Origin of the sequence: Allomuricauda sp. CP2A, from assembly GCF_001683915.1 — a bacterium.
GTDB lineage: Bacteria > Bacteroidota > Bacteroidia > Flavobacteriales > Flavobacteriaceae > Flagellimonas.
On the sequence record NZ_LXTT01000026.1, the window covers coordinates 24999 to 37592 of the forward strand.

At 43.3% G+C, this 12594-nt stretch carries 14 protein-coding genes; 12 read left to right on the forward strand and 2 right to left on the reverse strand.

The genetic code is table 11. The annotated features are described in order from the left end of the window. Window positions 1–210 precede the first annotated feature (210 nt). On the forward strand, window positions 211–987 hold the full coding sequence (locus A7D14_RS02780; RefSeq protein ID WP_067029698.1) for a patatin-like phospholipase family protein: 777 nt from the start codon (window positions 211–213) through the stop codon (window positions 985–987). Here A7D14_RS02780 and A7D14_RS02785 read toward each other — a convergent pair. After that, window positions 984–2033: a ferredoxin--NADP reductase gene (locus tag A7D14_RS02785; RefSeq protein WP_067029700.1), complete on the reverse strand. Its 1050-nt coding sequence runs from the start codon at window positions 2031–2033 to the stop codon at window positions 984–986. The two genes, A7D14_RS02780 and A7D14_RS02785, sit on opposite strands and share 4 nt — an antisense overlap. A 118-nt stretch (window positions 2034–2151) precedes the next feature. Here A7D14_RS02785 and A7D14_RS02790 point away from each other — a divergent pair, with 118 nt between their 5' ends. Next, window positions 2152–3621, forward strand: a complete 1470-nt coding sequence (locus tag A7D14_RS02790) for a DUF5687 family protein (RefSeq protein ID WP_067029701.1) — start codon at window positions 2152–2154, stop codon at window positions 3619–3621. A gap of 23 nt (window positions 3622–3644) precedes the next feature. After that, the gene (locus tag A7D14_RS02795) at window positions 3645–4340 is read left to right on the forward strand and encodes an ABC transporter ATP-binding protein (RefSeq protein WP_067029703.1); all 696 of its coding nucleotides are present in this window, start codon (window positions 3645–3647) and stop codon (window positions 4338–4340) included. Between the two features lie 206 nt (window positions 4341–4546). Here A7D14_RS02795 and A7D14_RS02800 read toward each other — a convergent pair whose 3' ends face one another. Next, on the reverse strand, window positions 4547–4915 hold the full coding sequence (locus A7D14_RS02800) for a nuclear transport factor 2 family protein (RefSeq protein WP_067029705.1): 369 nt from the start codon (window positions 4913–4915) through the stop codon (window positions 4547–4549). A 178-nt stretch (window positions 4916–5093) separates the two neighbouring features. On the opposite strand from A7D14_RS02800, the gene A7D14_RS02805 reads away from it, so the two are divergent. The 9 genes from A7D14_RS02805 to atpH all read left to right on the forward strand — a co-directional run bounded on the left by A7D14_RS02805 (window position 5094) and on the right by atpH (window position 12546). Further along, window positions 5094–6104, forward strand: a complete 1011-nt coding sequence (locus tag A7D14_RS02805; protein ID WP_067029710.1) for a GlxA family transcriptional regulator — start codon at window positions 5094–5096, stop codon at window positions 6102–6104. Between the two features lie 147 nt (window positions 6105–6251). Beyond that, window positions 6252–8777 carry a tetratricopeptide repeat protein gene (locus A7D14_RS02810; protein WP_083157953.1) on the forward strand — a complete coding sequence of 842 codons (2526 nt, stop codon included), beginning with the start codon at window positions 6252–6254 and terminating at the stop codon, window positions 8775–8777. 6 nt (window positions 8778–8783) lie between these two features. Next, window positions 8784–9221: a polymer-forming cytoskeletal protein gene (locus tag A7D14_RS02815; protein ID WP_067029714.1), complete on the forward strand. Its 438-nt coding sequence runs from the start codon at window positions 8784–8786 to the stop codon at window positions 9219–9221. After that, window positions 9199–9429, forward strand: a complete 231-nt coding sequence (locus A7D14_RS02820; RefSeq protein WP_067029716.1) for an AtpZ/AtpI family protein — start codon at window positions 9199–9201, stop codon at window positions 9427–9429. Before A7D14_RS02815 ends, A7D14_RS02820 begins: the two co-directional genes overlap by 23 nt. Further along, window positions 9429–9836, forward strand: coding sequence for a hypothetical protein (locus A7D14_RS02825; RefSeq protein WP_067029726.1), 408 nt, complete (start codon window positions 9429–9431; stop codon window positions 9834–9836). The genes A7D14_RS02820 and A7D14_RS02825 overlap by 1 nt, the downstream gene beginning before the upstream one ends. A gap of 101 nt (window positions 9837–9937) precedes the next feature. Then, the gene (gene atpB, locus A7D14_RS02830) at window positions 9938–11074 is read left to right on the forward strand and encodes a F0F1 ATP synthase subunit A (protein WP_067029728.1); all 1137 of its coding nucleotides are present in this window, start codon (window positions 9938–9940) and stop codon (window positions 11072–11074) included. Window positions 11075–11139: 65 nt separating this feature from the next. Beyond that, complete coding sequence (atpE, locus tag A7D14_RS02835) at window positions 11140–11331, forward strand: ATP synthase F0 subunit C (RefSeq protein WP_067029729.1); 192 nt, start codon at window positions 11140–11142, stop codon at window positions 11329–11331. Between the two features lie 89 nt (window positions 11332–11420). Further along, window positions 11421–11921 (forward strand): F0F1 ATP synthase subunit B, encoded by a 501-nt coding sequence (locus A7D14_RS02840; protein ID WP_067029731.1) that lies wholly within the window; start codon window positions 11421–11423, stop codon window positions 11919–11921. 85 nt (window positions 11922–12006) lie between these two features. Further along, window positions 12007–12546, forward strand: coding sequence for an ATP synthase F1 subunit delta (gene atpH, locus A7D14_RS02845; protein WP_067029733.1), 540 nt, complete (start codon window positions 12007–12009; stop codon window positions 12544–12546). Window positions 12547–12594 lie beyond the last annotated feature (48 nt).

The window sequence follows — 12594 nt, forward strand, 5'->3', positions numbered from 1 at the left end:
AACTACCGATGTACCCTAAAAATAGTTCGACAAAAAACGTTAAACTACAAGCAAACAAAAATTTACCGACCGCTCAGTCGGTGAAACAGCGCCTTATAAAATGAATGTGAGTTATAAAGATGATGATTTTTTAACCGAAATCATGGGCTTTGGCAATGTCACCCACACGGTAATACCATAACTTAGCGTTTTGTTGATTTGATAATTAAAATGTTTGAAGATAAATCCATTGGTTTGGTTCTCTCCGGCGGCGGTGTTCGGGGGATGGCCCATATTGGGTTGATCAAGGCCATGCGCGAACACGGACTGGAGGCACAAATGGTTTCGGGATCCAGCGTAGGGGCATTGGTCGGGGCCCTGTATGCCAATGGGAATTCTGTGGAGAGCATGCTGGACTTTTTCAGAAAGACGCCCCTGTTCCAATACAGCTTTTTTGCCATCAACAAACCGGGATTTATAGATACGGAACGCTATTTCAGCATTTTTAAGGGCTATTTTCCCAATGACTCTTTTGAAAGTTTGGGCAAGCCCTTGTATGTGGTGGCCACGGATTTGTTGAGTGGTGCGGAAAAGGCCTTCCACAGGGGCGAATTGATTTTACCGCTGTTGGCTTCTGCTGCACTCACCCCTGTTTTTAGCCCAGTGGAGATTAAAGGTGTCCTTTATGCCGATGGGGGGATCATGAACAACTTTCCAAAAGAATATTTGGAGGATAAAGTGGACTTTCTCATTGGAAGCAATGTTTCCATAGCGGCCGAAGTACAAAAAACCGATCTACGAAACTCCCTTCAATTGGCCGGAAGGGTCACCAATTTGATGATCTATGCTTCCAACAAAGGAAAGCTGGAGCAATGCCACCTGCATATAGAACCCAAAGAACTGGACAAAATTGGTGTTTTGGACAAAAAGGGCATAGAAAACGCCTTTTCCATTGGTTATGAACATGCCAGCAGGGCCATTGAAAAACTATTGGCCTCCAAAGACTAGACGTCGTCGTAGTCTATCTTTAATGTTGGGGTCAATGGGTGGGCCTGACAGGTTAAGATAAATCCTTCGGCCACTTCACCATCGGTCAGGATTTGGTTTTTGGCCATCTCAGCCTTTCCTTCTATAATTCGTGCAATGCAGGTACTGCAAACCCCACCTTGACAGGAATAGGGGGCGTCAATGTTTTCTTTCAGGACAGCGTCCAGTACCACTTGTTTCCGATCCATCACAAGCGAAAAGGTTTCATCATCCAAAATCACCTCAACCTTGGTTTTTCCTTCAAGGTTTTCGGCCAATTCATCTTCCTCATCGGAGCTGGTGAACAGTTCAAAATGAATTTTATCCCCAGAAACACCATTATCTTTAAGCGTATCCGATACGGCATGGATCATTTCTTCGGGTCCACAGAGATAAAAAGCATCAAAAGGAGTCTCCTTAAACTTGTTTTTCACCACAAAATTGACGGTAGAGCGCTCAATCCGCCCAAAAAGGGCATCGTCCTCATGTGCTTTACTGTAGACATATTGGACAAAAAACCGTTCGGAATATTGTTCCTTAAGTGCCTGTATTTTCTGAAAATACATGGTTTCTTCCGGGTTCTGGTTCCCAAAAACCAGCACAAAAGTGTTTTCGGGATGGCTTTCCAAAACTGCTTCGGCAATGCTCATGATGGGGGTTATGCCGCTACCGGCAGCAAAGGCTGCAACGCTTTTTTCCCCAGAACTTGGTTCAAACACAAAACGTCCTTCTGGGCGCATCACCTCCAGAGCATCACCGGCCCTTAGATTCTCATTGGCAAACACGGAAAATGTACCATCTGGCATTTTCTTGATGCCAACGGTCAATTTTCCGGAGGAAGGAGCCGAAGAAATGGAATAGGCCCTGCGGAGTTCCTTTCCGTTCAATGGGTATTTTATGGTAATGTACTGGCCCGCTTTAAAGGTATAGGTGTCCTTAAGTTCCTGCGGAACCTCAAAGGTAAGTGCCACCGCGTTCGGGGTTAATCGATCTACTGCAGAGATTTTTAACGCATGGGAATCGCTCATGAAAACAATTTTGCTGCAAAACTAAGGATTACCCTTATTTTTTTGCCCCATTTTTTCAAAAAGGATGCGTATTGTAACAAATCACCTACTTTGCATACTAACAAAAAAACAACCAACCATGTTCAAACGTTTCATTGGACTTCAATGGAAATCTTTTTTTAGGGCGGCATCATTCAAAACAGAGATTTGGATAAAGATCTTAATGGGGATCGGGGCCCTTTATTTTATCCTGGTCTTTCTTGGGCTGGGTTTTGGCTCCTATTTTATGATCAAGGAAGCGGGTTGGGGAGATCCCCTACGGATCGTGAACCAGTATATGGTCTATTATTTGGCATTTGACCTTGTTCTACGATATATGCTCCAAAAGATGCCGGTGACCAATATTAAGCCACTGTTGTATTTGCCCATCAACAAAAGTAAAGTGGTGAACTATTCCCTTGGTAAAACGGTGGTTTCCTTTTTCAATATCATGCATGCGTTTTTCTTTGTGCCTTTTAGCGTTGTTTTGCTCATGGAAGGCTACTCCATTGTTTCTGTTGTGGGTTGGCACCTGGGGTTTATGGCCCTTATTTTTGTGAATAACTTCATCAATGTAATGGTCAACAACAAGGACAGCATCTTTTATGTTTTTGGGGGACTGTTTTTGTTGGCCGGAATTTCCCAATATTATCAGTGGTTTGATATCACCCTTTACACCCAACCCATTTTTGATTTGTTCTTTGACTTGCCGTGGACGGCGATTGTTCCCTGGCTCGTGCTGATTGGCTTATATGTTTTGTCCTTTTCCTATTTCAAAAAACACATGTATCTGGATGGGGGTCTGGCCACCAAACAATCCGAAGCCAAAACAGAAAATCTGGATTGGTTGAACCGTTTTGGGAATCTGGGCACCTTTTTAAAGAACGACATCAAACTCATCAAACGAAACAAACGGTCCCGAACCTCGGTCATCGCCGGCTTCTTTTTTATTTTTTATGGATTGCTCTTTTTTACCGGTGCCATTGAGGCCTATGAAAGTCCCTTTTGGAACATTTTTGCCGGAATCTTTGTCACGGGCGGTTTCCTCTTCAGCTTTGGGCAGTACGTGCCAAGTTGGGACAGCAGTTATTATCCGCTGATGATGAGTCAGAACATTCAATATAAGGAGTATCTCACCTCAAAATGGTATTTGGTCATCATCGCCACCATCATTTCCACTGTTTTGGCGTCTTTTTATATATACTTTGGATGGGAGGCCTATGCCGCTGTATTGGTAGGTGCTATATATAATATAGGAATCAACAGCTATTTGGTGCTTTGGGGTGGGGCATATGTAAAGACACCCATAGACCTTACCTCCAACAAAAAGGCCTTCGGAGACAAACAGGCATTCAATGCAAAGACCTTGCTGCTGACCTTGCCCAAAGTTGTTTTGCCCATTATCATCTATGCCATAGGCCACCTTTTGATCAATCCCTTGGCCGGATATCTCTTTGTTGCCATAGCTGGAATGTTGGGCTTTGTGTTCAAGAACAAGGCCTTTAAAATGATAGAGGGCATCTATAAAAAAGAGAAGTACAAAACCTTACTGGCCTACAAACAGAAATAAAAATCAGTTACAAAATACAGCACATGATCACAGCTCAAAACCTGACAAAAACCTACAGTTCACAAACTGTGTTGAATATTGATCATTTGGAAATTCCAAAAGGCCAAAGTTTTGGTCTTGTGGGAAACAATGGTGCAGGAAAAACCACCCTGTTCAGTTTGTTGTTGGATTTGACCCAACCTTCCACAGGGTACATTATCAACAACGAAGTGCAGGTGGACCAAAGTGAAGCGTGGAAACCCTTTACTTCTGCATTCATTGATGAGACTTTCCTGATCGGCTACCTTACTCCAGAGGAGTATTTCTATTTTATCGGGGAACTTCGGGGCAGAAACAAGGCCGATGTGGATGCCTTGTTGTCCAACTATGACGATTTTTTCCACGGTGAGATTTTGGGCCAAAAGAAATATCTGCGGGACCTTTCCAAAGGAAATCAAAAAAAGGTGGGCATTGTGGCCAGCTTTATTGGCAATCCGGAAGTGGTGATCTTGGACGAGCCTTTTGCCAATTTGGACCCTACAACCCAAATACGGTTAAAGGCCATCATCAAAGATTTGGCAGCCAAGGAAGGAGTGACGGTGCTGGTCTCCAGTCACGATTTGATCCATGTCACCGAAGTCTGTGAACGTATTGTGGTGCTCAACAAAGGAGAAATTGTAAAAGACATTAAAACCTCAACCCAGACCTTAAAGGAATTGGAAGCTTTTTTTGGGGGATAAAAAAGAGGCTCTCTTAAAAATTATGAAACTGCGTCATTCTGAATTCCTGCCTGCCGGCAGGCAAGGCATTTCAGAATCTCATCATACTTATAAACAAAGCACTATGTGAACCTGAATCCTGCCCGTCCGGCAGGCGGGCAAGCTCAGGTTGACGAAATCCTACATTTTAAACAGCCTTATGAATTTGAATACGCTTGGAGATTGCGTTAGCACATGGCCGAGGTATCATAATGAAACGATACTTTTTTGATCTTTCCATCCTGCACTTGGTACAGGGCAACTTCCTCCATGTTCATTCGGTTGCCATCCTTAAAGGTAACATCGCTGGTCATGGCCACGGCAAAATGATTGCCCGCCACAACGGGATCGCCAACCGTGCCATCATGGGTTTCCTGGATGCCCTCCATCCATTGCTCAAAGCATTGTAGGATGTTGTCCAATCCCTCCGTCACCTCATTGGGCATATTGGGCATTTCTAAACTCACTGCGTCTTGGGCATAAAGGCCATACGCTTCTTGGTATTTGCCTTCCCTGCAAAAGGCAACCAATTTGTCTGCAACTTCTTGTGTGGTCATGTTGTTTCTGTTTTTATGATTAATGAATAAACTTCTTATCAATTAAATGAACTTTTAAAATCCATATTAGGCTAAGCTACAAAAGCATAAAACCTAAGGCCAAGGGCAAATACGACACTTTAAAGGGTTGTTTCTGCCACGGATATCTACTACATTTATCACTCGTAAATTCATGGCTATGAAACACGTAAGTATTTTGGTGCCCAAGGGCAATGCTATTTTGAGCAGTGTAGTGGGGCCGTACAAGATTTTATCCGCAGCCAATCGGTTTTTGCAGAAGGCCGGTGTTAGAAATGACAATTTTTTTGACATTCATTTAGTGGGATTGGATGGCGACCAATCACTCTACAATGGACTGTTCAGCATCCATTGCGATAAGACCATTGATGAGGTAAACAAGACGGACCTTATCCTGATTCCGGCCTTACGCACGGATAAATTAATGGAAGACCTCAAACAGAACGAACCCTTTGTGGATTGGATCATGAACCAGCGAAACAGGAACAATGCCGATGTGGCCAGCATGTGCCTGGGGGCTTTTGTCTTGGCCCGCACGGGTTTGGTGGATAGGAAGCAGTGCTCGACACATTGGGCGGCCATGGAGCTGTTTAAAAGGATGTACCCCCAAGTGAATCTGGTTTCCAACAAAATTGTTACTGAAGAGGATGGCATTTACACCAGTGGTGGGGCCTATTCTTTTTTGAACCTTATGATCCACCTGATTGAAAAATTCTGTGGTCGCGAAGCCGCCATTTATATCTCCAAATATTTTGAAATTGAAATTGATCGGGAAGACCAGAACCAATTTGTCATTTTTCAAGGCCAGAAAGAGCACGATGATACCGCCATCAAAGCGGCTCAAAATTATATTGAGGACAATGTAAACGATAAAATATCAGTGGAAGAACTGGCCCAAAAATTTGCGATCAGCAATAGAAACTTTGTCAGGCGGTTTAAAAAAGCCACCCAGAACACCCCATTGGAGTACATTCAACGGGTAAAGATAGAAGCGGCCAAACGCAGTTTGGAAACCACCCAACAAAACGTGAACGAGATCATGTACCAAGTGGGCTACGCCGACCAAAAAGCGTTCCGAACCGTGTTCAAAAAATATGTGGGGTTATCTCCGGTGGCCTACAAAACAAAATACAACCGGGCCCAACTAAAATATGACCGGCCCATGGCCTAGTGACCGGGCATAGGTACTTCAACCGAGTGGGCAAATAAAAAATCTTGTATTTTATCGATGAGCCTTATAATAATCTGTGTTTTTTTCAGTTAAGGTTACACACGATTATCGATAATTTTGAAGCTTCAACATACACTTATCATCGCCATGGTTCTGGGAGGGCTGCTCTTCAATTCCTGCTCTACCCAAAAGGACAAGTTCATCAACCGAAATTGGCATGCCCTCAACACCAAGTACAACACCCTGTACAATGGCAATATCGCTTTTGAACAGGGCCGGGAGGAGTTAAATGCCAGTTACAGGGACGATTATTGGGAAATCCTCCCCGTGGAACGCTTGGAAGTGACCGACGAGATAAAGCTCGATTCCGAGGACAACAACCCCAATTTCATCATTGCTGAGGAGAAGGCCACCAAGGCCATCCAAAAGCACAGCATGGATATTAAGGATGAAGAACGAAATCCGCAGACGGACGAAGCTTTCCTCCTTTTGGGCAAGTCGCGCTATTTTGACCAACGCTATATTCCCGCTTTGGAAGCCTTCAATTATATCCTCAGAAAATATGTGGAGAGCGATAAATTGAACGAGGCCACCATTTGGCGTGAAAAGACCAATATGCGGTTGGACAATCCGGAAGTGGCCATTAAAAACCTGAAACGGTTGTTCAAATATGAATCGCTCAAGGATCAGGAGTATGCCGATGCCAATGCGGTTTTGGCCCAGTGCTACATCAACCTGAATGTTCCGGACACGGCCATCCAAAAATTAAAGGTTGCCCAAGCCTACACCAAAAAGAACCCCGAAAAAGGAAGATACTTGTTCATCATTGGGCAGTTGTACAATCAATTGGGGCATAAGGACAGTGCCAATTATGCTTTTGACAAGGTCATCGATTTAAATCGAAAATCGCCTCGGGTATATATGATCAATGCCCACCTCCAAAAAATTCAGAACACGGAAATCACGGATGCCAATGAGGAGGAAATGTTGGAATACCTGACCGATTTGGAAGAGAATCGGGAAAACCGACCTTTTTTGGATAAGATCTATCGCGAAGTGGCCCAGTTCCACCTGGCCAACGAACGGGATAGTTTGGCCTTGGCGTATTACAATAAATCCATCCGCGCCACACAAGGTGAACGGAAACTGAATGCCCTCAACTACCAAAGTCTCGCAGATTACTATTTTGATGAGGATGAATACAAAACGGCAGGGGCTTATTACGACAGCACCTTGACCAACCTGACCGAAAACACCAGAAAGCACAGGGACATTAAAAAGAGGTTGGATAATTTGGAAGATGTCATCAAATACGAGGACATTGTTCAGTATACGGATAGCGTAATCACGGTTTACCAGATGCCCGAGGCGGAGCGAAAAGCTTATTTTGAGGACCACATTGCAGAACTGAAGCGCAAAGCCGAAGAGGAGGAAGCCAAGAAACAGCAACAAGCAGCGGCTGGTTTTGCCGCCTTTGAAAAGACGAAGGGCGGGAAAGATAATAAGGGGAAGTTCTACTTTTATAACATCACCAGTTTAGGGTACGGCAAAAATGACTTTAGGACCCGATGGGGCGAACGCACCCTGGAAGACGATTGGCGTTGGAGCAACAAATCCAGAACATTGGTGTCCGAGGCTGCCGGGGAACAAGTTGCAGGCAACGACCCATCAACAGAAAACCTTACCGAAGACCAAAAATATTCAGTGGATTTCTATCTGAACCAAATTCCTACGGATGTAGCTGTAATTGACAGTCTGTGGACCGAGCGGAATTTCGCCAATTATCAACTGGGGTTGATCTATAAGGAAAAATTCAAGGACAACCTTTTGGCGGCTGCTAAGTTGGAGCGGGTTTTGGCTTCCAATCCAGAGGAACGGTTAATTCTTCCCTCAAAATACAACTTGTACAAAATTTATGAGGAAAGCGGCAGTCCGTTGGCCCAAAACATGAAACAGGATATCATCAACAACCATCCGGACACCCGTTATGCTGAGATATTATTGAACCCACAGGCGGTTCTGGAAGGCAATACCGATAGTCCTGATGCACGCTATGCAGCATTGTTCAAACTATACGAACAGCAAGAATATCTGCGGGTCATTACCATGTCCGAAGAATACATCAATACGTTCACGGGGGATCCCATCGTACCAAAATTTGAAATGTTGAAGGCCAACGCCATTGGCCGCTTGCAGGGGTTTGAACCTTTTAAGGAAGCCTTGAACTATGTGGCCCTGACCTACCCCAACAATCCCGAAGGGAAAAAAGCGGAGCAAATTGTGGATGAACAATTGCCCAAATTGGAAAACAAGGAATTTTCCCCGGAAACGGGTTCATCGGGAACCGCAAATTGGAAAGTGGTCTTTCCGTTTAAAATAAGGGACAATGAAAAGGCATTGGTATTGAAGAAGCGTCTTGAAGAGGCCATAAAAGAATTGAACTACCGAAACATTGTTTCCAAGGACATTTATAATCTGGAAGATCAGTTTGTGGTGGTGCATGGATTCCGGTCCAAAGATTTTGCCCTGGGCTTTGCAGAGCTTATTAAAAACAACAAAGACTACCGCATTAAAGATGAGAATTTTGTAGTTTTATCAGACAATTACAAGATTGTACAGGTCCACAAGAATTTAGAATCATACAAAGAACATATTTTAACCCCAAAACCCTAGAACACAATGTTTTCTGACAACAAAAAACCACGACCTATGAATGAATTTGGCGGACAGCCCAACAGAATTGAAAAGAACACCAAGATAAAAGGTGACATTACTTCCGAAGCTGACTTTAGAATTGATGGCAAGCTTGAAGGGAATGTAAAAACATCAGGAAAAGTGGTCATTGGAAAAGATGGCTACATCAACGGAAAAGTGGAGTGCGTAAATGCTGATATTGAAGGAAAGTTCAATGGTGAGCTCTCTGTAAAGGAGTTGCTTTCGCTCAAGGCCTCTGCCATTATTGAAGGCACCGTAACCGTGGCCAAATTGGCGGTTGAGCCTGGTGCCACGTTCAATGCGGCCTGTACCATGGGCAAAGGTGCAACCACGACCACTTCGTCCACAGCCGCACCAAAATTGGAGTCCACAAAAAGCAATGAGCCAGCAAAAGCCTCCTAAAAAGAAGAACAACTTTAGAAATGCCGCCATCCTAACAGGCATTGGTTTTGAAATGGGGGCCATTATTTATTTGTCCGTCCAAGGCGGAAAATGGTTGGACGCCGAATATCAAAATGAAAAGAATATTTTTACGGTAATTGCCACTTTATTGGGAGTGGCAATTTCTATTTGGCTAGTTTTGCAGCAGTTAAAACGTATTAAATATTGATGTTCAAGCTTAATCTGTTCACCCAGTTCCTTATTCTCCTTTTGGTATTATTGATTCTTGCTTTTGCAGGGCATTTGTTTGTTTTATCCAGCAAGGGTTTCCCACTTTACGGCAACTTGATTGTGCGTTCCTACATAATCAATGGGATTTTGGCCGCTGTCATTTTTGGGTTGCTTTTCCGTTTTAGGGAGCGGTTAAAAAACCAAATCGGATTTTTGTTCATGGCGGGAAGCTTGGTAAAATTTGTCTTTTTCTTCATCTTTTTTTATCCCACTTATATTAGAAATGGGGACATGTCGGGTCAGGAATTCGCCGCTTTTTTTGTCCCGTATGCCATCGCTCTTTTTCTGGAGACCTTTTTTGCTTCCAGAATGCTCAAAATTTTGGAGGAATCCCCTGAAGATTAGTCGGCTCAAAATCCTCAAAAATAAAAGTTTGAAAGCTTTTTTCTTTTTGGAAGAATGGCTTACATTTGCACCGATTTTGAGAGACCGATATTTTGAGCGAAATGCGAAAGACTTTTTTTACGAGAATACTTCTTGTCGGAACACTATTGTTGGCCCAGTTCACTTTTGCCAAAGAACAGGAACACGAAACTGAAGAACACGGCAAGGACCTAAAGACTGAAATTAAGGAGTACATTTCCCATCACCTTAAGGATTCTCACGACTTTTCCTTATTCTCTTACACTGCGGAAAATGGAGAGCACAAATATGTTGGTTTTCCTTTGCCCGTTATCTTGATCGATGATGGACTACAGGTTTTCTCCTCTTCAAAATTCCATCATGGCGAGACCGTGGCCGAAGTGGACGGCAATCACTACAAGCTGTACCACGGTAAAATTTACAAGACCGATGCCGAGGGCACCATCAATTACGATGAAAAGCACCATCCCACCAATGTAAAACCTTTGGATTTTTCCATCACCAAGAATGTGGTAATGATCATTGTCACAGGAGCATTGATGTTGTGGTTGTTCACCAGCTTGGCCAAATCCTATGCAAAGAACAACGGTGTTCCCACTGGGGTAGGCCGTTTCTTTGAGCCCATTATATTATATGTAAGGGATGACATCGCCAGACCCAACATCGGAGAAAAGCGATACAAAAAATACATGCCCTACTTGTTGACCATCTTCTTCTTTATTTGGTTCTTGAACATGTTTGGCCTTACCCCACTGGGGATCAACGTTACAGGAAACATTGCCATTACTTTTGCATTGGCCTTGATGACCTTTTTATTGACCAACCTTACCGGAACAAAAGATTATTGGATGCACCAATTCAATCCACTTGGTGATTCCATGCCTTGGTACGCCAAGATACCTTTATACATTATCTTGGTGCCCATTGAAATATTGGGATTGTTCATCAAACCGTTTTCCCTGTTGATTCGTTTGTATGCGAACATGCAGGCAGGTCACATTGTATTGATGAGCTTGATCGGATTGATGTTCATTTTTAAAAGCTGGTTGGGAAGTCCATTGTCCTTCGGACTGGCCTTTGCCATTTCATTGATAGAAGTATTGGTAGCATTGCTACAAGCCTATATTTTCACCATGTTGAGTGCGTTGTACTTCGGATTTGCCTCCGAGGACCATCATGCAGAAGGTCATGAAGATGACCCAGAGTTGGTGCATTTATAACAGTTGTCATTCCCGCGGAGGCGGGAATCCAGTAAGTTGAATTTTAATTTTTAAACTAGATAGATATGGAAATTCCAGTAATGGTAGGTGCAGGTTTGGTTGTTATCGGTGCAGGTATCGGTATCGGTAAGATTGGTGGTTCCGCAATGGAGGCCATCGCTCGTCAGCCTGAGGCTTACGGAAAAATCCAAACAGCGATGTTGATTGCAGCAGCGTTGATTGAAGGTATTGGTTTTGCTGCTCTTTTTGCAGTGTAATCAAAAAAACCCAGAGCAAAAGTTGTAACGGTTGGTTGCAACTTTTGCTTGATTAATAGTTTAAAAAAGTACAAGAATAAAGCATAGATATGGAAAAGTTATTGGAAGAGTTTTCGTTGGGACTGTTTTTTTGGCAAACCGTGTTGTTCGGATTGTTGCTGTTCCTATTGTACAAGTTTGCATGGAAACCTATCCTTAAAGCGGTAAATGATCGTGAAGAAGGCATTAAAAATGCTTTGGATGCTGCCGATGCTGCCAAAAAGGAAATGCAAAACGTTACTGCCGATAGCGAAAAATTGCTGAAAGAGGCCAGAGCGGAGCGCGATGCGTTGTTGAAGGAAGCCAGGGAAATCAAAGAAGGCATTGTTTCCGAAGCCAAGGAACAGGCCAAGGTTGAAGGGGATAAAATGATCAAGCAGGCCCAGGCCACCATCGAAAGTGAAAAGAAAGCCGCCGTTGCAGAGATAAAAGCACAAGTGGCCAACCTTTCTTTGGAAATCGCGGAAAAAGTCATCAAAGAAGAATTGTCCGACAAGAAGAAACAACAGAAGTTGGTGGATGATATGTTGGGCGACATCAAATTGAACTAAAACAAAAGGTATTGGTTTGCTAAGGCGTGGTTGTCGCATAGTTTCAACATTAGCCTTTCACCATTAACCCAATAACCTAAAGAATATGAACCAAAACAGGGCAGCCATACGCTACGCAAAAGCAACCTTGGATTTCGCTATCGAAAAGAAAGCGGCAGAAGCCGTGGAAAACGATATGCGGAATATTTCAGCGACGATTTCTGAAAGTGACGAGTTGGAAAAACTTTTGGAGAGCCCCATTGTAAATAATGTGGTAAAGAAAAATGCATTGCTTGAAATTTTCAAGGACTCCTCTGAGATCACCAAGGGACTTATCGGTACATTGATAAGCAACAAACGTATAGCCATGTTGCAGGAAGTGGCCTTTAAGTACATCATCCTTCATGAGAAATTGAAAGGAGAGGATGTGGCTTATGTGACCACGGCAATTCCCTTGACCGCGGATTTAGAAAAGAAAATATTGGCCGAGGTGAAAAAGATCACCGGAAACAAGGTCACCATAGAAAACAGGATCGACGAAAGCATCATTGGAGGCTTTGTATTGCGCGTGGGCGATTTACAGTATGATGCCAGCATCGCAAACAAATTGAACAATTTAAAAAGAGAATTTACAAATAGTCTATAAATAAAGAGAATCAATGCGTCTGACGTCTTGGTTCTTATTTCTTATATC